This is a genomic window from Haloarcula rara (assembly GCF_029338235.1).
GTDB lineage: Archaea > Halobacteriota > Halobacteria > Halobacteriales > Haloarculaceae > Haloarcula > Haloarcula rara.
Map to the genome: position 1 here is coordinate 1,019,982 of NZ_CP119785.1, position 22,964 is coordinate 1,042,945.

Consider the following 22,964-nt stretch of genomic DNA (forward strand, 5'->3'; position numbering starts at 1 on the left):
CGACTCTCTCGTGATGCTGCAAGACCGAAGGTCTTGCACAGATCGCGAATCTCCGATTCGCTCACTCACGAAAGGCGCTACGCGCCTTTCGGGCGACAGCGAGCCGCGGGTCGCGAGGGACCGAAGGTCCCTCGTCTTGGCGAGCGGGCCTTGCGCGGCGCTACGCGCCGCGAAGTCGAGGCGGTGGAACCGCCTCGCACGGCCCGCGAGCCAAAGCTGAGAGCAGTGGGACTTTCTGGCTCTCTGTACGGTCTACAGCTAACAGAAAAGCAACTAGTCAGACTGCTTCCAGCGCCTCGAGCAGGTTGCACTTCCGACAGATGTCGCGAGCGGTGGGCGCACCGCAGTTGTCACACTCGCCGAAGTCCCTATCGCTACTCTCGCCGCCGAAGGCGTCGGCCGCCAGCGCGGCGAGTTTCTCGTAGCCCGCCATGATCGAGTGGCGGGTCCCGGGATGGTTCTCCTCCAGCCCGAGCATCAGCTCCTGAATCTCGCCGCGGTAGGCCTCGGAGGCGTGGGGACACTCGGTGATGTGAGCCGGGAGGTCGCGAAAGCGAGCGTAGAGCGCGATTTCCTTCTCGGGCACGTCACGCAGGGGCTTGGCCCTGGGGACGTGGTGGTCCTGTGGCTCGCGTGTCTGCTCCGTGGGCGCGTCGCCGCCCTCGAACGGGCCCAGCGAGGCGTCGAAGTGCTTGGCGATCTGGTCGACGTCGCCCTCCAGGAAGTTCATCAGCGCCGTCTCGGCCTCGTCGTCTAAGTTGTGGCCCGTCAGCAGTTTGTCCGCGCCCAGTTTCTCGGCGTAGCGCGAGAGGATATCGCGGCGGAAGACCCCGCAGTACGCACAGGCGGCCATCCCCTCGGGGTCGTCCTCGACGACGTCGTCCATCTGGACGCCGAATTCGGACTCGTAGGAGACGACCTCGTGGCGGATGCCCAGCTCCTCGGTGAGTTCCTCGCAGGCGTCGAGGCTCTTGTCGCGGTACCCCTCGATACCCTCGTGAATGGAGAGGGCGACGAGTTCGATTCTGGGGTCGCGTTCGAAGATGTCGTACAAGATGTGTGTGAGGACGACGCTGTCCTTGCCCCCGGAGAGACCGATGACCCAGGTCTCCGGGTCCTCGGGCGTCGCGTCGTCGGGAACGAGGCCGTCCTCGCGCACCCGGCGGCGCAGGCGTTTCTCGACGGCCCGACAGAGGTGGTCCTCACAGAGATAGAGGCCGGAGTAGGCCGCGTGCAACACCGCGTCGGACCCGCACTTGTCACACTCCATTAGTTCAGGGTACGTCCGGGTCGTCCTGAGGGTTTCGTCTCGTGCCTACAGCACCGCCTCGATGGCGGGCCCGCTCGTGACGGTTCGGGTGTCGGCGTCGTAGGTGAGCAGGTCGACCGACGCCAGTTTCGGGAGGTCGACGTGGTGGCAGGCGATAGCGAGTTCGCGCGGCGTCGCGGTGAACCCGTCGGTGTCCGCCAGTCGGTCGGCGAGCCGCGACAGGGAGAGCGACTCCTCCTCAGCGAGGGCGGCGACGAGTGAGTACCGGTATGGCCGCCTGAGCACCGCCGCGGCGGCGGGCCACGAGGGGTCAGTCGGCTCCGCCAGCGACGGGAACCGGACGTCGAAGCGCGCCAGCGTTTCGGGGACGTATCGGACGAAGCCGTCGGGGGACCGCTCGAGGAGCCCGGTGTCGGTCAGCCGCGGCAGGTAGTGCTGGTCAAGTTGCCGGCGGTACTGCCGTCGGTCGGCCGATGTCAGGGCCGAACGTGCACAGCCGAGCTCCGTCGCCGCGAGGGCGACGGCCAGGTCCCGGACGGTCGCCGGGCTGTCCTGGAGACAGCTGAGGAGGTGCCTCGACCGCTGGTCGGCCAGGGCGGCGGACAGCTGACGGCGGTTGGGTCGCGAACACTGTGCGGTTTTCATTGGGAGGTGTACACTCGGTCTGAGGATACGTTGCCTGCCGGAAATATGTGACACTCGGAGAACTATTCGAAGACGGCGTCGAGTAGCTTCGCCTCGGCCTTCCGGAGATGCTGGTGGAAGGTCGAGGAACTCACGCCGAGGCGCTCGGCCACCTCCGGCCCGGAGCTGTCACGCGGCCAGTCGAAGTACCCCATGAAGTACGCTGCATCCAGCGACGCTCGCTGGCGCTCGGTCAGCGAGTCCGGGAGCCGCTTGAAGAGTCGGTCCAGCGAGCGAGCGGGACGAGTCATCTGTCGGCGCCGGAGCATCTCTGCGTCGGGTTCGGCGCTCGTGATGCGGTCGATGGCCCCGGAGACGTCCTGGTCGGCCGCGAGGTTGACGGTCATCGTCGTGCTGGTGCCGGTGATGGTCACGTTCGAGACTGACCCACCGAGGTTCGCGACTGTCGAGAGAACCGGCGGGTCGACCATCTCGACCTCGAGTTCGTACCCGTCGTTTGTCTCCCCGAGAATCGTGAGACGCTCGATATACTGGAGTTCCTCGGTGTCGGCGAGCGAGGCTATCGGGGCCCGTTCGACGTCCGTCGCCGTACAGTACACCAGGAACGTCCCGTCGCCAAGCGACAGCGTGCTGTCGAACTCGAAGGAGGCCTCAAACGACGGCGGGATACCGATTTGGCTGTCGGTGTTGTCAATCCGGAACGACAGTTCGACAATCTCGTCAGAGAGCAGGGCCTGTTTGCGCTCGACGGCCGCGATAGCGTGGCCGACTATCTCGCCGATACCCGCGAGCACCTCCCGCTCGGCCGCCCCGAAGGCGCCCACCCGCTCGGAGTAGATGCCGAGCACGCCGTACAGCGTCTCCCCGAAGACGATCGGGATGACGGCCATCGAGCGGTAACCGTAGCGCTCGGCCAGGTCCAGCCAGGGCTCGAAATCGGGGTCGGCGTAGACGTCCCGCGAGAACTGCATCTCCTGGGTCCGGACAGCTCGGCCGGCGGGACCCCGTCCGCCGGGCTCGGTCGGGTTCGACGTGAGTTTGGCGTCGGTCAGATAGCCCTCACAGCCGTGTCCCACGCGCGGGACGAGTTCCAGCGTGACAGGGTCTACCGTGGCAATCCACGCGAATCGATAGGGCTCGGCGCCGGCGAGCCGTTCGCAGGTCGTCGCCTCTATCTCGGCCCGCGTCGACTGGTCGATGACGGCGTCGGTGAGCTGTCGGACGACGGCGTTGAGACTGTTCAACACCTCCAGGTCAGCGCGCTGGGTTTCGAGCAGTCGCTCGTGTTGCTTCTGGGCGGTGATGTCCTGGAGGTAGCCCCGGACCGTCGCATAGCCGTTCTCGGAAATGGCTTCCCCCGAGACACTGACCCAGCGTTCCTCGTCGGCCGCCGTGATCAGGCGAGCCTCCGTGCTGTAGGGGGTGGCCGTCTCGACGCAGGTCTCGAACAGCCGGCGAATGGCCGGCCGGTCGTCGGGGTGGTAGAACGCCAGTGCCGCTTCCAGCTCCGGCTCGTAGTCGCTGTCGACGCCGTGTATCCGACAGGTCCCGTCGGTCCAGAACAGCTCCTCGTCGTCGATGTCGTACTCCCAGGCGCCGACGTCGCCCAGCCGCTCGGTGTTGGTCAGTAACTCCCTGAGTCGGCGGCGGTCACGCGAGTCGGTGTCGGCCGGGGGCCACCAGACCCGGGCGCCCGCGCCGACTTTCTTCGTGCGGAGCTCGCCCACCTCGACCAGCTGTTGCAGCCGCTTGTGGGTGGCGCGGCGACCACACTCCAGTTCCGCGGCGACCTCCGGTGTGGTTCGAGGGGCCGTCGGCTCGTCGCTGTCGGTGAACACCCGCAGCGTCGCGACGTAGATATCGTCGAGCACCGAACGGTCCTCCATGTGGTGTCAACTATCCTGAAAGATATAACTGTTCCGCCGGTGGAACCGGTGTCGCGAACGCTACAGCGTCTCACGAGCGTCGGCGGCCAGAAGTCCCCCGGGCCCCCGTTCAAGCGTCTCGAGGACCGTCTCGGTGAGCCGCTCCCTGACAGTCGAGGAGAACAGCTCGTGGCCCCCGTCGTACAGCCGGATGCGGTCGGCCGGGAGCCGGTGGCCGACCGCCCGCGGGTCGACGATGGCGTCCGTGAGCGTACAGAAGGCCACGGCGTCCTCGCGACCAGGTGGGAGTCGTCGCTGTGCGCGGTCGATAGCCCCGAGGAAGGCCGGCGACGCGGCCGTGGGGGCGTCCGCGACCTGCTGGTCGGTCGCGAGCGCGCCCAGCGCGTCGCCCTCGAGGTCGCTGAACGGGACGATAGGCCTCGATATCGGAAGCGAGGTGAGGGCGCCGAAGACGAAGCCGGGCAGCGGGTAGTCGCTGCCCCACCAGGGGCTGAGATAGACGCGGTTGCCAAGCCCCTCGGCCTCGAGGTGGGCGGTCGCCAGCCCGCCGGCGCTGTGACTCAGGACGTGAAAGCGCTCGAGGTCGGCCGCGTACTCCGCCAGCGGCGCGACCCACTCGCGCTCGACGTCCGTGATGTGTGTCGGCAACTCGGCGACGTGGACGCGGTAGCGCTCGGCGAGCCGGTCGACGAGCCACTGGACGTTCTCGTGACGACAGCGGTTCCCCCAGCCCAGCACGAACAGGCAGTCCCGGACCGCGTCGTCAGCACCAGCGGCGCCGTCGTCGTAAACCCGAATCTGCATACTCCCGGCTTGGCCTGTGGGCGTGAAAAAACCGCGTTCCACGGCCCGCTTCGCTCACGGGTCGCTGCGCTCCCCGTTCGCGACCTCGCTATCCCCATTCGAGCCACTTACCGTGGGGGTCGTGTGTGAGGAGGCGGTCTCGGCGGACCGCACCGGCCTCGCGACGGACCCAGTCGAGGTCGACCGACTCGCCCCCCGAAAGTTCCGGCGCGCCGGTGAGCCAGTGGAGCGGTCGCTCGGCCATCCGCTCGTGTAGCGTGGCTTCGAGGGCGCCACAGACCGCGTCGGGAACCTGGTACAGCACGAGCGTGTTGACCACGCAGACGGGCACGTCGTCGGGAATCCCGGAAAGCACGGCTGGCAAATCCTCGAGGAGGTCACCCTCGACGAGCCGGGGCGGGTCCGCCCTTGCGACCTGGAGCGCACCCTCCAGTAGCTCGCGCCGCTCGGTGTGGGCCGGCCAGACGAGCGCGCGGAGCCAGTCGGTATCAGCAGGGTCGGTCACGGCAAGCGGGTTCAGGTCGACGCCGACCCGCGAGTGGACGGCCGGCGGTGACTCGGGCAGCGGCGGGTCACCGCCGCGAATCTCGCTCTCGATGGTGACCGGCGACTCGGTCTCGCCGACCACCTGGCCGTCGTAGTCGTAGCAGTAGCGGTCAAAGCGGAGGTTCAGCCCGGCGCCCGGCCCGAGTTCGACCAGCGCGAGCGGGCCGTCGGTCCGGGCCGCGACGTGCGCGATGGCGGGATAGAGCACGGCCGACCGGCGCACCGAGTTGGTCTGGGTCCGCCGGGTCGCAAGCAGCGGGCGGAGCGCGTCGGCGTTGTCGAGACAGAACTCCCGAAAAGCCGGATAGCACTCCGCGTCCGGTGAGCGTGGGTCCGCGGTCAGGCTCGGATAGTACCGGGCCAGGCGGTGGTCACCGTCGCGCTCGAGCCGGTACTGTACCGCCGCGAGCAGGAGATTCGGCATCTGTCGGCCCTCTGGGGCCGTCTCGGCCAGCGCCAGCACGTCGGGGTCGTCGGCGACGCGCCGGCAGAGATGGGCGTACAGCGGGTCCGACCCCTCGGCCCACGCGGCCAGGTCTCGGAACTGGTCGGCATGTCCGTCCATACGACCGCCGACTGCCGTCGGCGACAAAACGCTATCGCCTGTGTGGGAAGTCGTGTCACGCCCTGGCGGCGGAGAGTCAGCGTTTTGGCCGCCGACCTACAACGACGGACAATGAGTATGGACCGCGCGGCCGCCGTCGCCCGCGTCGAGGACATCGTCGAGACGGTCGAGTCCGAGACCATGCCGGTGCCGGTCCGGGAGGTCTGGGTGTACGGCGACGTGGCGCTCGGGCTCGACCCCCTCGAGCGCCTTGACGTCTACGTCACCAAGGACATCCTGTTCAAGGACGCCCCGGAGCGCAGCGAGGAGTTCAGGAAGCGTCACGGCGTCGACGGCGTGGGCAAGACGGTCCGGGCCGAGTGGGCCGACGAGCATCCCGACTACCTGCGGGCCAACGCGAGCGGCCACGCCGCCCCGGAGAAATGTCTGGCCGCCCACCTCCTGCCCGACGACACGGACGAGCCCATCCACCTGGAAGTGTGTAACGCCTCCTTCGACGACAACGTCACCCAGCGGTTGAAGGGCGCGATGGCTCGCGAGAACTACGAGCAGATTCTGGACCCCCGCGGTGCGTGTCTGTGGGTAGAGGGGCAGCGGTCCGAGGAAGCGTTCCGGAAGCTCCGCGAGGGCGAGTTCGTCCTGCCGACGCTGTCGGGTGCGCTGGAGATGCTGGGGATGGCGGCCGAGGAGGCCGACGAAGCCGCCGACGCGGTGCGGGCCTACCGTGACCGGCAGGAGGGGGCGACGGTCCGCGGGGATGTGGTGTAGGAGACGCTGACCGTAAGGAAGCGTCTCCGGACAGGCGAGCGGTGGAACCGCGAGCAATAGCGAGGGAGTGAGCGAAGCGAACTACCTCGAAGCGGGACGGTGACCGCAGGGAGCCACATAGCAGTAGCGAGGGAGTGAGGAGTATCCCAGTCGAGTATCGCTCAAATCCTCGTTTGAGCCACTACAAGAGCTTTACTTGCACCGAATCACCTCCCAGTATGGCACGAACCCGACGCGACGCCCTCCGACTGGCCGGCGTCTCGGTAGCGACGCTGGCCGCTGGCTGTCTGGACGACACCGCCGACGAGCCCGCCGGGACGACGGGTGACAGGACCGAGACGACCACGGACCCAGGAACGCCGACCGACGGGACTGAGAAACCCCCGGAGCCGGGAACGCCGACCGACGGCGAGCTCCCCTCGGACCTGGCGCGTGTCGACGAGCCACCCTACGAGATATCCGTCCCCCAGTGCGACGAAACCGATTCCGACGAAGGGGGCAGGGACCCGCTGTATCTCTGTGCGGACATGGCCAGCGAGCCGTCGCTGTCGTTCGAACAGGCGAGTGCCCGCGGCTCGGTGTTCCCCGACGCGGGACTCGAGAACACGAAAGACAACGCGAACGAGCAGGTGTTCGCAACGCTGTTGACCGAGGACTCCGACAGGACGCGGGTAGACGGGGACGCGGACGACGGGCCGGTCGAGCTCATCGAGGGGACGGAGTTCGATACCCACGCCGTCCTCGTGGTCGAGACCGGGTGGGGGTCGGGTTCGGTGGTGCCACACATCAAGCGCGTCGAGGCCACCGACGACGGCGTCCGCGCCTTCGGCTGTCACAGCGACCCGTGTATCCAGACGGACGACTACACCTCACGGACGGTCGCCGTCCGCTTCGAGCGGCCCGAGACGCTGTCCGCTGCGGTTGCGAGCCTGACCGTCGCGTCGGACGAACGCTGGAACGTCGCCGCCGGCGAGGGGGTCGTGTCGATTCCGGATAGCTAGACCCGACCGACGGTGACGAAGAAGGGGACCGTCTCCCGGCGCTCGTAGTCGCCGGTCCCCATCTGGTCGACAACTGTCCGCCCCATCTCGCGCCACTGCTCTCGCAGGGCGTCGTACTCCTCGGGCGTGGTCTCGCCGTCGAGAATCGTCTCCCGGTCGGTCGCCAGCCCCTCGCCGGTGGCCTTCCGCCGGGCGGCCCGCACGGCCCGCTCGCCATACGGTGGCTCGACGCACAGTTCCTGGTCGTAGCGGCGGGTCGAGACGACGTCGAGGCCGGCCGCCTCGAAGACGTCGGCGGCGTCGGCCCCCAGTTCGACGTCGGTGTCGACCCCGTCGAGAAAGAACTGACGGGCGCGCCGCGCTGGCTGGGGCTCGCTGTCGACCGTGGACTGGACCGTGACCGCGCCGTTGTTGGGCTCGACGGCCGCGACGCGGTCGCTGGCCACGCGTTTGAACTCCCGGACCGCGGCGACGGGGTCGGGGAGGTTGATGAGCAGTGCCTGACAGACCACGAGGTCAAAACTGTCGTCGGCGACGGGCAGCCGGGTGGCGTCGCCCCTGACGGTCGGCCCGGGCACCGAGGCCAGCAGGCCCGCGTCGGCGTCGAGGGCCACCACGTCGCCGTCGCTCTCTTCGCGGAGCACGCGGGTGAGTTCCCCGGTGCCACAGCCGACATCGAGCACGCGGTCCGACTCCGCGAGCGCGAGGTCAGACAGGGCCTCGCGGGAGTCGGCCCACATCCCTGAGCGGGTGTCCGAGAGATAGTCGGCGGAGAAGCGTCGCACGCGAGAGCAAAGTCGGGACAGCAGCAAAAAGTCCGCGGTCGGCGGTCAGTCCTCGCGCAGTTCGCGCACCCGCTCGATGTTCCACGCGAAGCTCTTGCCGTTCTCGGTCGGTGTCTCGAGGACGAACGGAACATCCGCGACGGCGTCGTGGTTGACGAACGCACGCATTCCGGCTTCGCCGATCTCGCCCTCGCCGATGTGGGCGTGTTCGTCCTTGTTGGTCCCGCAGGCGTGTTTCGAGTCGTTGAGGTGGATGCAGGCGAGGTCGTCGAAGCCGACCACGTCGTCGAACTCGGCGAAGGTCTCTGCGACCCCGTCGGGCGTCGAGAGGTCATAGCCCGCCGCGAACATGTGGGCGGTGTCGAGACAGAACTCGATGTCCAGACTGGTGCGCTCGCGGACCGTCGCCAGGTGGTCGAACTGCCCGCCGAGCTTCGTCCCGCTGCCGGCGTCGGACTCGATGAGGACGGTGACGCCGTCGGGGACATCCAGCTCGTCCAGCACGCTCGCGGCGTTGTCGAGGCCACCGTCGACGCCCGCGCCCGTGTGGGCGCCCAGGTGGACGTTGACGTACTCGACACCGAGCTTGGCTGCGGCGTCGACCTCCTTTTGCATCGAGTCCAGCGATTTCTCGCGGAGGTCGTCTTTGGGCGTACAGAGATTGACGAGATAGGAGGAGTGGATGACCCACGGACCGACGCCGTTGTCCTCGGTCAACTCGCGGAACTTCGCTGCTTCCTCGTCCTCGATGTTGGGGTCCTGCCAGACCTGCGGGGAGTGGGAGAATATCTGGCCACAGTTGCCGCCGTACTCGACCTGCTCGTCGACGGCGTTGTACGCGCCGCCGGCGATAGAGGTGTGTGCACCGACTTGTACCATGGACAGCGGTGTGTGCCGTTGGATAAAATGGGTTCCGACATCTCGTGGAGCAAATGTTCACAGTGCCTTCGCGGCTCACCTGGCTCACAGCTGCGCCGTTCGCTCTCGAGGCGTCTCCGAGTCGACGCCTCGCTCTCCCCGCTTCGGTCAGAGACGCGGTGGGCCTCGTTGCCCCGCGCTCGTTCGGCAGTGTCTCCCTGTGGTCGAGACCGCCCGACTCAGGGTGACTTCCGGACCCACTCGTCAGTGTCGTACTTTGATCCCGCGCGCTCGCGGGCGCGATATCGCTCGTCGTCGGTCCAAGTGCCTTCGTCGGCATCGACCCACGCCGAAAGCGTCTCCCGGAGCGCCGCGACCACGTCGCCCCGTTCGAGGTCAACGTACTCGTCGATAGCACCGACTCGCTCACGGAACGCCTCGGGGTCCGGCTTTTCGGTGAAACAGCCGCAGTGTCGCTCAGGCCGCAGGGACACCGACAACGAACCGTGCTGGACGACGGCGTCCTTCCGCCGGTACTGGGCGTTGCCACCTATCTTCCGGCCGTCCGGACCGACGATGTCGTGGGCGGGGTGCAGGGCCCGTAGGTAGCAGGCCGGCTGGTGGACGGCCTCGTACGTTCGGTCGACGAAGCCGGCGTCGACGCCTATTCCTTCGAAGGTGTCGAGGATGGGCCCACAGAACAGCTCGTAACACTCCATAAGGTCGCCCGGCACCGCGTCGGCGGGCGCGACGATGCTGTAGGAGAGGTCCGCGTCGTGGTCGTGGTAGATAGCGCCGCCGCCGGTCGGCCGGCGGGTGACGCCGATGTCCGCCCGTTCGCAAAAGTCCCAGTCGACGCTGTCGGGGTCCTGGTTGTACCCCAGCGAGAGCACGTCGGGCCAGGTGTAGACCCGCACGGTGGCCGGCCCGCCCGCTGCCGCGGTCTCGGCGGCTATCTCCTCGAGTGCCATCGTCATCGGGCCGTCGTCGGTGGCCGCCCCGATGACCCGCCAGTCAAGCTCCGCGAGTGTCATTGCGAGCGGTAGGTCGCCGCCGGCGTTAGGGGTTGCGAATATCGGCGCGAGCGGTTCAGACCGGTCCGTCGCCGTCCACGAGCCGTCCCATCACCCGCGATTCGGCCTTCCGGAGGTGTTCGGCGGCGGTGCCCGGTGAGCAGCCCAGCGCCTCGGCCACCTCCGCCGTAGAGCCCTTGCGGGGCTCGTCGTAGTAGCCACAGTCGACGGCGGCGGCGACGGCCTCGAACTGGCGGTCGGTCAGCGCCGCCGTCGGCTCGAAGCGGTGGCTCGCGTACTCGCCGACCTCGCGGACGTCGACGCCGATGCCGTCCGGGACGGCCTCGAGCGCTCGCTGGACGGTCTCGCCCGGACCGACCAGCGTGAGTGCCATCGTCCCGTCGGCGCGGAACGCGACCGGCGATACGCCTACTAGCCCGGCGGCGGTGACCGCGTCGACGATACCCCGCCCCGTCTCCGAGAACCGGTCTCGAACGTAGAGGTAGAACGACTCGTCCGGACACCGCGAGATGGCGTACTCGATGACGTTCGCGGTCGCCTCCAGGGCCTCGCGATAGGGGGCAATCGGGTGACCGTCGACGTAGAACAGCATCGTGTGGACGTCGTCGTCGATGTTGTTCCCCCGGAGGAGATAGGACGCCTCGTAGCCGTCGTGGTCGACGACGAACTGGTGCATGGGGTTGCGCGCGTCGGGCGGCAGCGACAGCGAGAGCCTGACGTACTTCACACCGGGTAACGGGGCGCCGAATATAAATTCGCCTCGCCGCTGGGGCACCACGGCGAGGGTCGCTGCGGGCGACACCGCACGTATGTCACAGTCCGTCACCAGGCCGGCCGCTGCGGCCGGCGACGCCATCGAGTCGATACGCGAGCACGTCGTCCGCGAAGAGCGCCACGAGAACGCGCCGGCGGTCGTGATACGCGCCGACGAGGTCCAGCAGGTGCTCTCGACGTTGAAGGCCGAGGCGGGCCTCGACCACTGCGCCTGTGTCACCGCACAGGAGTACGCCGACCGTTTCGAGACAATCTATCACCTGCGCAGCTACGACGACCCGACTCGGGAGCTGTCCGTCGTGGTGCCCACCGCACACGACGACCCCCACAGCGAGTCGGCGGCGCCGGTCTACCGGACCGCCGAGTGGCACGAACGGGAGGCCTACGACCTGCTGGGTATCGACTACGACGACCACCCCGACCCCCGCCGGATTCTGTTGCCCGAGACCTGGCAGGGCCACCCGTTGCGCCGGGAGTACGACCAGTCCCAGCCCCAGATTGTGACGTTCCGCGAACACCAGAAACTGCTGGAAGACGAGCGTACCGGCCCCGACACGATGCACCTCAACGTCGGGCCCCACCACCCCTCCACGCACGGCGTGCTCCACCTGAACGTCGAACTCGACGGGGAGCAGGTCGCCGCCGTCGACCCCGACATCGGCTACATCCACCGCTGCGAGGAGCAGATGTGCCAGCAGGGCACCTACCGGCACCAGATTATGCCCTATCCCGACCGCTGGGACTGGGGCGGGGCCGGACTGTTGAACGAGTGGGCCTACGCCCGGACGGCGGAGGCCCTGGCCGACATCGAGGTTCCCGAGTACGCCCAGGTCATCCGGACGATGTGTGGCGAACTCGCGCGCGTCCTCTCGCATATGCTCGCCGTGGCAACCTACGCGCTGGACGTGGTCGGTGAGTTCACCGCCGTCTTCCAGTGGGGCATCCGGGACAGGGAGGTCGTCCAGGACATCCTGGAGGACCTGACTGGACAGCGGCTGATGTTCAACTACCTCCGGCTTGGCGGGGTCGCATGGGATCTTCCCGAGCCCCGCGAGGCGTTCTTCGAGACGATTCAAGAGTTCCTTGACGGCCTCCCCCGCAAGCTCGCCGAGTACCACGACATGCTCACCACCAACGAGATTCTCCAGATGCGCACGGTCGACACTGGGTATCTCGACCCCGAGACGGCGAAGGCCTACGGCTGTACCGGGCCCGTCACACGGGCCTCCGGCGTCGACTACGACCTCCGGCGGGACGACCCCTACGGCTACTACGACGAACTCGACTGGTCGGTGGTCACGGCGGACGGCGGCGACAACTTTGCGCGCCTGCTCGTGCGCCTGCGCGAGGTCGAGGAATCAGCGAAGATAGTACAGCAGTGTGTCGACCTGCTCCGAGAGTGGCCCGAGAGCGACCGCGAGATACAGGCTAACGTCCCCCGGACGCTGCGACCCGAGCCCGACACAGAGATCTATCGGGCGGTCGAGGCCGCCAAGGGGGAACTGGGTATCTACATCCGGTCCGACGGGACGGAGACGCCCGCCCGGTTCAAGATTCGCGGCCCCTCCTTCTCGCACGTCCAGGCACTCTCCGAGATGGCCGAGGGCGAGTACGTCCCGGACCTCGTGGCCACGCTTGGCAGCCTAGACACGATTATGGGCGAGGTCGACCGGTAGTGACGGCCCCTTGCCCGACAGGTCGCCGAAGTCGACGGTGTACTCGTGGGGCGTCGGCGTGTCGTTGCCCGGCGCCGAGACGACCGTGACCGTGAGTGTGTCCGGCTGGTCGCCGTCGGGGAGCTGCCAGGTGCCGGTGACCAGGCCGTCCGCGCCGGCGTCGAGCCGACCGGTCGTCGCTCCAGACCCTTCGACGGTCCGGCCCGACCGCGTCGTGACCGCCCCGAGCCGGAGCTCGTAGCCGTCGAGCGGGTCGGTGACGGTCACCGTGAGGACGAACCGCGTCGCGTTGTCCGCCTCGGTGAGCGTCGCCGCGTCGAGACGCTCGGTGGCCGCGGTGGCCGTGAGTATCTCGTCGCCGACGGTCGCCCCGCCGGTCTCGGCCGTCGCGGTCGGCGTCGCCGCCGGCCCGGCGCCGCCACCGCCCAGGTAGTGACCGAAGAGACCGGCGAAGGTCACCACCTCGATGACGATTGGGATGGCGATGGCGAGCACGATGAGCACCCGGACCATGCTCACCTCCGGCGGGTCGACGTCCTCGAGCATCAGACCGGAATGGGCGGGCTGCCTGGTGCGAAGATGCCGTCAGCGACCATACTCCAGAGCGGCGGCCCGTAGGCGATGACGATGAGCACCAGGGCGATGGCAGTCCAGAGCTTGTAGTTGTCGAGCACCCGCGGGCTGTGGTCCGCCCCCGACAGCGGCTCGGGGATGTGGCCGTTGACCGAGAGGGTCCCGCCACGGTGGGCGAGCCACGTCTCGGCCATCACGAACAGGAACATCGCCGCGCCGACGAACAGCAGCGTGCCGCCGATGGCGATCTGGATTCGCATCTCGCCGATGCCCCCGGCGACGCCGCTGAAGGCGAACTCGTCGTAGGTCGGGTCGGCGGTCCGGCGCGGGACGCCCGCCAGCCCGGCCCGGTGCATCGCGTTGGACATCAGCGCCATGCCGATAAACCAGACGTAGGGCTGGGCGACCGCCACCGACCGGCGCTTGAGTTGCTTGCCGGTGAGCTGGGGGACGAGCCAGTAGCTGATGGCCATCGCCGTCAGGGCGAAGGCCGTCCCCACGGTCAGGTGGAAGTGGCCGGGCACCCACAGCGTGTTGTGGATGAGGTAGTTGATGTTCATCCCGGCGTTTATCATCCCGCTGAATCCGCCGGCGGCGAACATCAGTCCGGCCAGCATACAGCCCGTAAAGGCCGGCTTGTCCCACGGCAGGTCACGAATCCAGCTGACATAGCCCGTCGCACCGCGCTGTCGGGCGCCGTGTTCGACGCTCGCGACCACCGTGAAGGCGGTCAACAGCGACGGCAACAGCAGGAACATCGTGTTCGTCATCGCGATGGCCTTGAACCCCTCCGGGATGCCCGGGTCGACGTACTGGTGGTGGAACCCGACCGGCGTCGACAGCAGCAGGAAGAGGACGAAGACGACGCGAGCGAGCGGGTCGCTGAACAGCCGTCCGCCGGCCAGTTTCGGCAGGATGGTGTACCACACGAGGTAGGCCGGCATCAACCAGAAGTAGACGACGGGGTGACCGAAGTACCAGAACAGCGTCCTGGTCAGCAGTGGGTCGACCTGGCTGATGAGCCCCAGCGACCACGGGATGAGGAAGACGACCACCTCGACGGCGACGCCGATGGTGGAGATGTACCACATCAGCATCGTCGTCAGCACCATGAACGTCTGCAGCGGGATACGCTCGTCGGGGTTGTCCTTGCGCCACGCCCACAGCGACTTGAAGTAGGCGAGGCCGGCGAACCAGGAGCCGACGATGAGCAGCGCCGCGCCGACGTAGAACATCGGGTGAGCCTGCATCGGCGCGTAGAACGTAAAGAGCACGTCCGCGCTCAGGTCCTGGCCGAGGATCGACGGCGCGCCCATGATCCCGCCGAGGATGGCGACGGTCGCGAGCACGGTCCCGACGAGCATCAGCCAGAACGCCCCCCAGGCGATTCGCTGTGGGAGCTCACGCTCCAAGGTGTTGCTCACCGCCCAGCCGAAGAGGCCGGCGATGAAGAAGGTGGTAAACACCAGCGCCAGCAGGACGCCGTGGCCCGTCAGGAGGGTGTAGTAGTCCGAGGAGCTGACGAGCCCGTCGAAGACGCCGGTTCGATGCAGCGCCTGGACGATGCCAAACAGCGCGCCGATACCCAGCGCGACAAAGGAAACGATGAACTGGCTCCGAACGAGCTTCGCCGTCTTGGGATAGCTATCGATGTAGACCATCAGTTTTGCACCTCCGTTTCGTTGGTCCCGTACTCGTCCTGGGGGACCACCTCGATGGACCCGCCCATCTCGTGGTGGGCGGCCCCGCAGTACTCGTGACAGACCAGCCCGTAGGTCCCCGGCTCGTCGAAGCTGGCGGTGACCTCCGACACCTGCCCGGGGATGACCATCGTGTTGACGTTGGTCTCGACGATGGAGAACCCGTGGACCACGTCAGCACTGGTCACGCGGAACGTGACCCGCGTGTCGGCGGGGACGCGGATGGGGTTGTCACCGGTGCCGGGCGCAAACTGGAACTGCTGGGCCACCACGTGGACGACGTAGTGGCTGTCGTTCCGTTTGGTGACACCCGGGTCGTCGAACCCGGTCCCGGTCGAACCCTGCTGGACTGCCTTCGGGTCTATCTCGCCGCCCGAGTCGTCGACCATCTGGACGCCGGCACCGACGGTGCCGTAGGCGACTGTGGCGATGAAGCCGACGATGAGCAGGAGCGCTGCGCCGAGCCATATCTTCTCGAAGTTATGAACCTGCATTGTATCACCCGATCACCGAGACGCGGCCGAGGAACTCCACGAAGTACATGAACACCCACAGCAGGGCGATGAGCACGAAGTACGCCGCTACCAGCGAGGCCGTCCCCCACGGGTCGAACTCGTCGTGGCCGACCTCGACGGCCGGCTCCGGCTCCGGGGCCTCCTCGACCGGCGTGGGACCGCTCGCCCGTTCGAGGTCCGAACCCGTCGGCTCCGGCGGCCGCTCGCGGTAGCGCCGGCGCATCACCGCGGCCAGAAGCAGCGGTGAGAAGAAGGCCGCAAGCACCGACCCCGCAAGCAGCCATCCCGGCCCCGAGAGCTCGATGTCGCCGCCCTCGCCACCGCCGTCCCCGTCCGAAAGCGGGCCGCCGACGACGACAGCGCCTTTCATCCCGAGGCTCTCGTGGGGGGTACAGACGTACTTGTAGATGCCGTACTCCTCGAAGGTGTGGCTGAAGGTGGTCCCGCTGTCCGAGACCGGGTCACCCGAGTCCAGCGGCCCGTCACCGTCCGAGACGACGTTGTGGCCGCCGCCCTCGCCAGTCCACGTCCAGGTGACCTCCGTCCCGGGCGTGACCCGGACCGCCGGCGGGTCGAAGGCGTACGCGCCGTCGTTGCCCTCGGCGCCGACGCTTATCTCGACGCTGTCCGAGCCCGTCTCGTCGACCGTGTTCCCGTCGTAGTTGCCGACGTCGTCGAACCACCCCTCGTAGTCGGGGTCGGCCGGCGGCCCTTCCGGGCCGGACGTGCCTTCTTCGACGACGACGGCGCCTTTCATCCCGAGGCTCTCGTGGGGGGTACAGACGTACTTGTAGGTACCCGTCTCCTCGAACGTGTAGCTGTAGGTCGTCCCGCTGTCCGAGACCGGGTCACCCGAGTCAAGCGGCCCGTCGCCGTCCGAGACGACGTTGTGGCCGCCGCCGTTCCCGGTCCACTTCCAGACGACTTCCGTACCGGGGTTGACCTTGACGGCGGCCGGCCCGAAGGCGTAGGCACCGTCGTTCCCCTCCGCGCCGACGGTTATCTCGACGGTGTCCTGGCCGCGCTTGTCGACAGTCTCGTCGTAGTTGCCGACGTCGTCGAACCAGCCGCCGTAGTCCGGTTCGCTCTGTGCGCTGGCAGTCCCGGCCACACCGAGGGCCGCTGCCCCGGCGGTCGCCGTCAGGAACTGCCGCCGTCCGACAGTCATCGGCCACCTCCCGGCACACTGGTCGTCCACACGCTACCGCTACTGAACCATACCATGTTCGACGCGTATCACCGTCACCAGAAAAAGGGATTACGACGTTCTTACCAACTTGGAATACGCCAACCGTTTTTATATAATGTCCGTCTAACCCTCGGTCATGTCGACGTCCAGCCCGCGACTCGTCACGCTGCTCGCACTGCTGGGTCTGGCACCCGTTGCCTACTACATCCTCGGCACCGGCCGGACCATCGTCACGCTCTCGCTGGTCAGTGTCTGTATCATCGCGGCGAGCCTCTACCTGATGACCGGCGACCACGAGGGTCAGGCCACCTGAGATGGACGCCGTAAGCGGCGGGCTGTCGGCCGGCGAGACGACCGGCCTCGCCGCGATGGTCGGGCTCGGGCTCGTCGGGAGCGTCCACTGCCTGGGGATGTGTGGCCCGCTCGTGACGACCTACGCCGACCGGCTCGACGACGGCGGGCCGCTGTCACTCGGGGAGATTCGCCAGCAGGCGCTGTTCAACGTCGGCCGCACGGTGAGTTACACGCTGCTGGGCGGCCTGTTCGGAGCGGCGGGGGCGCTGGTCTACGACCTGGCGGCGCTTACACGAGTGGGTGAACTCGTCCGTGGTGGAGTCGGCGTCCTCGTCGGCCTCGCCATCCTGGCCGTCGGCGTTGGCTATCTGACCCGGGGCCGGGCGGTCGACCTCGCCCGCGGGCTCCCCGTCGTCGGCGCTGGTTCGGCCGCGTCTCGTCGGCGCTGGTCTCGCGGCTCGACCGACTGGTCGACGGGCCGGGGATGGTCGCGCTGGGCGCGATACACGGACTCCTGCCGTGTCCGCTGCTGTACCCGGCCTTCCTCTATGCCGCCGCGACCGGCTCGGCGGTGACCGGCGCCGTCTCGCTCGCGGCGCTGGGACTCGGCACTGTCCCGCTCGTGTTCGCCTACGGCACCGCCTTCGGTACGCTCTCGCCCGGACGGCGCGAGTCGCTACATCGCGTGCTCGGGGCGCTGTTCGTCCTGCTGGCGCTGGTACCGCTCGCGAACGGGCTGGCGGCCTTCGGCGTCGCCATCCCGAAACCGCCGCTGCCGATGCCCTGGACATGACCGACTGCACGCTCTGTGGCCTGGCGACCGACGAGCCCGTCACCGACAGCGACGTTGCCGGCGCCTTCTGCTGTCGGGGCTGTCTGGAGGTCGCCCGCACGCTCGAGGACCCCGCCGAGACCGACCCGGACGCCGTCGACACCCCAGACCCCGACGACGTCGAGGGGGAGACGGCATTCTGCTCGGTGTCGGGGATGCACTGTGCGACCTGCGAGCTGTTCCTCGAACGGCGGGCGACTACCCACGACGGCATCAGGGCGGCGTCGGCCAGTTACGCGACCGGAACGATGCAGCTCACCTACGACCCGGAGCGGGTCGACGCCGACGCCCTGCCCGAACTGGTCTCCGGGACCGGCTACGAACTCACCCGCCGCGGGGCCGGCGACGCGGACGACAGCGAACAGGTCGGGCGCCTGCTCGTCGGCGGCTTCTTCGGGATGATGACGATGCTGTGGTACCTGCTCTTTCTGTATCCGGCGTACCTCGGACTGGACTTCGGACTGGTCGACCTCGAGGGGCCGGCCGGCGCGTATCTGCTCTGGAACACGGCCGTGATGACCGCCGTCGTGGTCGGCTACACGGGCTGGCCGCTGCTGCGTGGCGCGGTCGTGAGCCTCCGTACCGGCAGACCCAACATGGACCTGCTGGTGTCGATGGCCGCGACGACGGCCTTCGCCTACAGCGTCGTCGCTGTCCTCCTCGGCCGGACGGAGGTGTACTTCGACGTGGCGACGGTCATCGTACTGGCCGTCTCCGTCGGCGACTACTACCGCGACCGGGTCCGCCGGGCCGCCGCGGGGCGGCTGACGGACCTGGAAAGCCAGCGAGTCCAGCGGGCCACGCTGCGGACCGATTCCGGAACCGAGACGGTCGACCTCGACGCGCTCGCCCCCGGCGACGAGGTCGTCGTCAGCGCCGGCGAACGCATCCCCGTCGACGGGCAGATCGCCGAGGGGACCGCCGGCGTCGACGAGTCGCTGGTGACCGGCGAGTCCCTGCCGGTCAGGAAGACGCCGGGCGACGACGCGGTCGGCGGGGCGATGGTGACCGACGGCGAGGTGGTCGTCCGGGTCGGCCCCGACGCCGAGAGCACCGTCTCCCGACTCACGGAACTGCTGTGGCGCGTCCAGAGCGAGCGCGGCGGCGTCCAGCGGCTCGTCGACCGCATCGCGGCGGTCTTTGTCCCCCTCGTCGTCGGACTGGCCGTCCTCGCAGGGGTCGGCCACCTGCTGGGCGGGGCGGCCCCGACCGACGCCCTGCTGACCGGGCTGGCGGTGCTTGTGGTCTCCTGTCCCTGCGCGCTCGGCCTGGCGACGCCGCTGGCGACGGCCGCCGGGGTCCGGACGGCCCTGGACGAGGGCGTCGTCATCACCGACGGGTCGGCATTCGAGACCGCCAGCGAGGTGGACGTCGTCGCCTTCGACAAGACCGGGACGCTCACCACCGGCGAGATGCGACTGGTCGAGCGGCCCGGCGACGACGCGCTGTGGCGGGCCGCCGCCGTCGAACAGTTCGCCGACCACCCGCTGGCGAGTGCCATCAATGCGGCTGCACCGCCGATTGACGCCGTCGTCGAGGACGTCGAACACCACCCCGGTCGCGGCGTGAGCGGGAGAATCGACGCGGCCGCGCAACGGTCCGACGCGGCCGTCGAAGCGGGCGCGCAGGCGTCCGACGCGGCCGTCGAAGCGGGCGCGCAGCGGTCCGACGCGGCCGTCGAAGCGGCCGCGCAGGCGTCCGACGCGCCCGTCGACGGCGAGCGCGTGGTCGTCGGGACGCCTTCGCTACTGGCCGACGAGGGGCTGTCGGTGCCCGAGGGACTGGCCAAACGTTGCGAGCGGGCCCGCGACGACGGGCAGATTCCCGCGCTCGTCGGCTGGGACGGGCGTGCCCGAGACGTCGTGGTGGGCGGCGACCAGCCACGCGATGAGTGGGAGACTGTCGTCGAATCGCTGTCGCCCCGCGAGGTCGTGGTCATCACCGGCGACGGCCCGGCCGCGGCCGCGCCGTTCGAGCGACACGGCGCGGTCGACCAGGTGTTCGCCGGCGTCCCGCCGGACGCGAAAGCCGAAGTGGTCGAGCGGCTCACGTCGCGGGGCACCGTCGCGATGGTCGGCGACGGCACCAACGACGCGCCGGCGCTGGGGACCGCCGACCTGGGCATCTCGCTTGCCTCGGGCACGGCGCTGGCCGCCGACGCCGCCGACGCGGTGGTGACCACGGACGACCTCGCCGCGGTCCCGCGAGTGTTCGACCTGACGACCCGGACCCGACGGCGCATCCGCGAGAACCTCGCGTGGGCCTTCTGCTACAACGCCGTGGCGCTGCCGCTTGCGCTTGCCGGCCTGCTGAACCCGCTGTTTGCCGCGCTGGCGATGACCGCCTCCAGTCTGCTCGTGGTCGCAAACTCCGCGCGGTCGCTGGGTGGCGGCGACGCCGTCTCGACCGATAGCGACGTCACAGCGCCCGCGACGCCGGCGACGGGGGACTGAAAGCAGCCGTCCGTTTTTGTACGTCCCACACCTACTAGCGGTCGATGACCGAGCAAGCGACGTTCGCGGGTGGGTGTTTCTGGTGTACCGAGTCCGTCTTCAAACAGGTCGAGGGCGTCGAGGACGTCGTCTCGGGCTACGCCGGGGGCCACGCCGAGACCCCGAGTTACGAGGCCGTCTGTCGGGAGGAGACGGGCCACGCCGAGTGTGTCCAGCTAACCTACGACCCCGAGGTGGTGAGCTACGAGGACCTGCTGGCAGTGCATTTTACCACGCACACGCCGACGACGCTGAACCGGGAGGGCAACGACGTGGGCACCCAATACCGCTCGGCAGTGTTCTACCACGACGAGGGCCAGCGCGAGGCCGTCGAGGCCTTTATCGACGAGATTCGGCCGGCCTACGACGACGACATCGTCACCGAGGTCGAACCGCTGGAGACGTTCTACCCCGCCGAGGAGTACCATCAGGATTACTTCGAGAAACAACGTACGGCAGATGGAACTATTACGGACGCGTACTGCGCCGCGACGATTCCCCCGAAACTCGACAAGCTACAAAAGAAACACAAAGAACTACTAAGGTCAGAGTAGCGCCTTTGTATCGCGTGTTTGTGCGGGAACACGCAATACGGGTGGTTAAGTGAAAAACCGTTCTACCGAAGAAATTTTTACTAGTCGTCTTCGAGGTTTGAGTATCATGTCAGAGGGTTCGAAGGTCAAGCGGTTCTACTTCGTGGATCAAAAGCCTCGTGAGAAGTCTCTTGATGAGCATCAAGTGATGTTCGGGCCGAGTATCGACGGCGAAGGGGTAGACCTCTATCAGTGTACCGAGGCGGGGTACTTCGATGAGGATGCTGTGATGATGGTGGTGGAACGAGGAGCCTCCGTCTCAGTGGCGGACGACAACTTCCACCAAGCCGTCCGCTGTCAGCTTGTCAGCGAGCCATGGCTTGAGGAAGCGGACGATGGGGAGCTCAAGGACGTGGAGGTGGTGGATGTCCCGGAACAGTTCATGGGCGTGAACCTTCCCGAAGCTGAGAGGCTTGACGAGAACCAGATGGCTTCATTTAAGCTTTCGATCAACATGGCCAGGTCCACCGAGCAAGAACGGGAAACCGGTGGCGGGCGTGGGTCAATCTGGCGTAAGCTGGGAGAAAAAATTGGGCGGGTTTTCTAATTGTTCATCTCAGAATTTGTCACGCGTGCTCTGAACGCTTGGTCTCTGCTATGCCTCGCTCACTGGCTATCATTTTTTGCATTCGCACGCTCTTTCTGATAGCTATTTCATCCACATTCAGGCACAAACAACTTCTTGTTAATCGTTCTATGGCGCCCTCCTATTCGTCGCTTTCTGCCATCTCGCTGAAAAGGATGTCTCTCACTTCGGGGTCGTCTAACATTTCGTCGACGGCCTGCATTTTCTCTAATGTGTTCATATTCTCGATGTCTATCTCTTGGTAGGTGTCCCGTGCTGTCTCGCCAACATCTTCGCCGCGATTCTGTGCCTTCGGGGTGAACTCTTTACCACAGATATGGCACACCTGGGCTTCGGCCGGTGGGGAAGTCCCACATTGCGGGCACACGTCCGGCGTTAGTTTACTCTCTGGCTCTTCGGTTTCCTTCCCGAACGCCTTACGCGTGGCGCGTATGTGGTCACTGTCTTTCAGGTGCGCGTAGGTCGATTCCATGACACTGCTGTCCGGTGCGTGCCCTATCTGGTGTTTAATCGCGGACTCTTCCATACCACGCCGAAGAGCAATGGTAACGAAATTGTGCCTCAGTGCGTGCGGGTGGGTTGGCTTGTCGTCGATTGACGGCACCTCTTCGGCAGCTCGGTTAGCCATACGCCGGACGATTGCACCGATGGTAGTTGGGTCCAGCATGGTCTCGGGCTGCATACCGTTGTACTTCGGCCGGCCCACGAACACGTAGGCATCAGGATTGTTCGGGTCGGGATGTTCGGTATCAAGATACTGTTGTACGGTCGTGCTCGACAACAGCATATCTCGCCACTTCCCGTTTTTTTCGGCTCCTTTCAGTCCCTCGGCGTCCTCATTCAGTTTGAACCGTTCGTTTGGCAGGTCCAAATCCCTAATCCGAAGCGTGCGGGCCGCTGTATTGCGTTGGCCGGCGTATATGAGAAAGTCGAAAAGGGCCTTGTCACGCATACAGGTAGCAGCACTACGGATTTCCTGTATCTCTTCGCGGTCCAGCATATCCGATGGGTCAACACCGCTGTTGTCGGCCGTGAATAGCTTAACGTCCTCGGGGTCTACTTCGGTGTCGTCGTGAACGTAATAGAACTGGCGTAGCGCGTTCTGGTACACGCGAATAGTCCCTTTGGATAGGCCGTCGTCTTTGACATTGCTAACGTCCCCATCATAGAATCCCTGCATGACCGCGTTGATTTCACCGGCCGTGGTGTCGGTAAGCGCGAGATGGGGAGCGATCTTTTTTAGGCCAGAGAGGTAGTTTTTCAGCGTCGTGGGACTCTTCGGTTTCTGGCCGTCCGGCGTCTCTTCTAACAGATTATCTTCTTCATAGGCGTTTGCCATTTGGATTATCCGGTCGGCGTCGTTTGGGTCCTCATACGCCGGAAACTCCTCTTCCCGGCCGTTCCATACCTCAAAACTTCCACCGTGCCTATGTTCTTTTACTCTGTCTCTCGTATCTTGATACTGCTGTGGGTAATCACGTGCCATGAACACTCAGAGACACACCACTAACAAAGTATTTGCTCAAGTCATGCCAATCAATTTTGAGAAGAACCCCAACCAGGCCTACTGCCAGATGA

21 protein-coding genes and 1 pseudogene are annotated in these 22,964 nt (G+C 66.9%); 8 read left to right on the plus strand and 14 right to left on the minus strand.

Translation table 11 applies throughout. From position 1 onward, the window contains the following. Positions 1-277: 277 nt before the first annotated feature. The 5 genes from ncsA to P1K32_RS05355 all read right to left on the minus strand — a co-directional run bounded on the left by ncsA (position 278) and on the right by P1K32_RS05355 (position 5,716). The gene (gene ncsA / locus P1K32_RS05335) at positions 278-1,270 is read right to left on the minus strand and encodes a tRNA 2-thiolation protein NcsA (RefSeq protein WP_276251664.1); all 993 of its coding nucleotides are present in this window, start codon (positions 1,268-1,270) and stop codon (positions 278-280) included. A 45-nt stretch (positions 1,271-1,315) separates the two neighbouring features. Beyond that, the gene (locus tag P1K32_RS05340) at positions 1,316-1,915 is read right to left on the minus strand and encodes a DUF7344 domain-containing protein (protein WP_276251665.1); all 600 of its coding nucleotides are present in this window, start codon (positions 1,913-1,915) and stop codon (positions 1,316-1,318) included. 62 nt (positions 1,916-1,977) lie between these two features. Beyond that, entirely contained in the window at positions 1,978-3,801 is a 1,824-nt protein-coding gene (locus tag P1K32_RS05345; RefSeq protein WP_276251666.1) for a bacterio-opsin activator domain-containing protein, read from the minus strand. Positions 3,802-3,861: 60 nt separating this feature from the next. Further along, complete coding sequence (locus P1K32_RS05350) at positions 3,862-4,605, minus strand: alpha/beta fold hydrolase (protein ID WP_276251667.1); 744 nt, start codon at positions 4,603-4,605, stop codon at positions 3,862-3,864. A gap of 88 nt (positions 4,606-4,693) precedes the next feature. Beyond that, positions 4,694-5,716, minus strand: a complete 1,023-nt coding sequence (locus P1K32_RS05355; RefSeq protein ID WP_276251668.1) for a DUF2332 domain-containing protein — start codon at positions 5,714-5,716, stop codon at positions 4,694-4,696. 117 nt (positions 5,717-5,833) lie between these two features. Between P1K32_RS05355 and P1K32_RS05360 the strand changes: the two genes are divergently transcribed. Continuing rightward, the gene (locus P1K32_RS05360; RefSeq protein WP_419181064.1) at positions 5,834-6,484 is read left to right on the plus strand and encodes a DUF7095 family protein; all 651 of its coding nucleotides are present in this window, start codon (positions 5,834-5,836) and stop codon (positions 6,482-6,484) included. A 218-nt stretch (positions 6,485-6,702) separates the two neighbouring features. Continuing rightward, positions 6,703-7,485 (plus strand): hypothetical protein, encoded by a 783-nt coding sequence (locus tag P1K32_RS05365; protein ID WP_276251670.1) that lies wholly within the window; start codon positions 6,703-6,705, stop codon positions 7,483-7,485. On the opposite strand, the gene P1K32_RS05370 is transcribed toward P1K32_RS05365, so the two are convergent. The 4 genes from P1K32_RS05370 to P1K32_RS05385 all read right to left on the minus strand — a co-directional run bounded on the left by P1K32_RS05370 (position 7,482) and on the right by P1K32_RS05385 (position 10,889). Continuing rightward, entirely contained in the window at positions 7,482-8,225 is a 744-nt protein-coding gene (locus tag P1K32_RS05370; RefSeq protein ID WP_276252171.1) for a class I SAM-dependent methyltransferase, read from the minus strand. The two genes, P1K32_RS05365 and P1K32_RS05370, sit on opposite strands and share 4 nt — an antisense overlap. 90 nt (positions 8,226-8,315) lie before the next feature. Continuing rightward, positions 8,316-9,149, minus strand: a complete 834-nt coding sequence (locus tag P1K32_RS05375; RefSeq protein WP_276251671.1) for a deoxyribonuclease IV — start codon at positions 9,147-9,149, stop codon at positions 8,316-8,318. Between the two features lie 218 nt (positions 9,150-9,367). Next, entirely contained in the window at positions 9,368-10,162 is a 795-nt protein-coding gene (locus P1K32_RS05380) for a lipoate--protein ligase family protein (protein WP_276251672.1), read from the minus strand. Positions 10,163-10,217: 55 nt separating this feature from the next. Further along, the gene (locus tag P1K32_RS05385; protein ID WP_276251673.1) at positions 10,218-10,889 is read right to left on the minus strand and encodes a helix-turn-helix domain-containing protein; all 672 of its coding nucleotides are present in this window, start codon (positions 10,887-10,889) and stop codon (positions 10,218-10,220) included. Positions 10,890-10,971: 82 nt separating this feature from the next. Between P1K32_RS05385 and P1K32_RS05390 the strand changes: the two genes are divergently transcribed. After that, positions 10,972-12,612 carry an NADH-quinone oxidoreductase subunit D gene (locus P1K32_RS05390; protein ID WP_276251674.1) on the plus strand — a complete coding sequence of 547 codons (1,641 nt, stop codon included), beginning with the start codon at positions 10,972-10,974 and terminating at the stop codon, positions 12,610-12,612. Here the strand turns inward: P1K32_RS05390 and P1K32_RS05395 are convergent. From P1K32_RS05395 to P1K32_RS05410, 4 genes are read right to left on the minus strand one after another with little or no spacing between them, the layout of a single operon-like run. Next, complete coding sequence (locus P1K32_RS05395) at positions 12,580-13,158, minus strand: hypothetical protein (RefSeq protein ID WP_276251675.1); 579 nt, start codon at positions 13,156-13,158, stop codon at positions 12,580-12,582. The two genes, P1K32_RS05390 and P1K32_RS05395, sit on opposite strands and share 33 nt — an antisense overlap. Next, the gene (locus P1K32_RS05400) at positions 13,158-14,846 is read right to left on the minus strand and encodes a b(o/a)3-type cytochrome-c oxidase subunit 1 (RefSeq protein ID WP_276251676.1); all 1,689 of its coding nucleotides are present in this window, start codon (positions 14,844-14,846) and stop codon (positions 13,158-13,160) included. Before P1K32_RS05400 ends, P1K32_RS05395 begins: the two co-directional genes overlap by 1 nt. After that, the gene (locus P1K32_RS05405) at positions 14,846-15,379 is read right to left on the minus strand and encodes a cytochrome c oxidase subunit II (RefSeq protein ID WP_276251677.1); all 534 of its coding nucleotides are present in this window, start codon (positions 15,377-15,379) and stop codon (positions 14,846-14,848) included. The genes P1K32_RS05400 and P1K32_RS05405 overlap by 1 nt, the downstream gene beginning before the upstream one ends. A 4-nt stretch (positions 15,380-15,383) precedes the next feature. After that, a complete protein-coding gene (locus P1K32_RS05410; RefSeq protein WP_276251678.1) occupies positions 15,384-16,568 on the minus strand; it encodes a halocyanin domain-containing protein in 1,185 nt (394 codons plus the stop codon). Positions 16,569-16,725: 157 nt separating this feature from the next. Between P1K32_RS05410 and P1K32_RS05415 the strand changes: the two genes are divergently transcribed. The 5 genes and pseudogenes from P1K32_RS05415 (at position 16,726) to P1K32_RS05440 (ending at position 21,347) form a co-directional block, all read left to right on the plus strand. After that, the gene (locus tag P1K32_RS05415) at positions 16,726-16,902 is read left to right on the plus strand and encodes a DUF8131 family protein (RefSeq protein ID WP_276251679.1); all 177 of its coding nucleotides are present in this window, start codon (positions 16,726-16,728) and stop codon (positions 16,900-16,902) included. Position 16,903: 1 nt separating this feature from the next. Further along, a pseudogene (locus P1K32_RS05420) lies at positions 16,904-17,676 on the plus strand (sulfite exporter TauE/SafE family protein). Further along, positions 17,673-20,168 (plus strand): heavy metal translocating P-type ATPase, encoded by a 2,496-nt coding sequence (locus P1K32_RS05430; RefSeq protein WP_276251681.1) that lies wholly within the window; start codon positions 17,673-17,675, stop codon positions 20,166-20,168. The pseudogene P1K32_RS05420 and the gene P1K32_RS05430 overlap by 4 nt, the downstream one beginning before the upstream one ends. A 44-nt stretch (positions 20,169-20,212) precedes the next feature. Beyond that, the gene (msrA, locus tag P1K32_RS05435) at positions 20,213-20,761 is read left to right on the plus strand and encodes a peptide-methionine (S)-S-oxide reductase MsrA (protein WP_276251682.1); all 549 of its coding nucleotides are present in this window, start codon (positions 20,213-20,215) and stop codon (positions 20,759-20,761) included. A 106-nt stretch (positions 20,762-20,867) separates the two neighbouring features. Further along, positions 20,868-21,347, plus strand: a complete 480-nt coding sequence (locus tag P1K32_RS05440) for a hypothetical protein (RefSeq protein WP_276251683.1) — start codon at positions 20,868-20,870, stop codon at positions 21,345-21,347. A gap of 160 nt (positions 21,348-21,507) precedes the next feature. On the opposite strand, the gene P1K32_RS05445 is transcribed toward P1K32_RS05440, so the two are convergent. Next, complete coding sequence (locus P1K32_RS05445) at positions 21,508-22,872, minus strand: site-specific integrase (protein WP_276251684.1); 1,365 nt, start codon at positions 22,870-22,872, stop codon at positions 21,508-21,510. Positions 22,873-22,964: the final 92 nt, after the last annotated feature.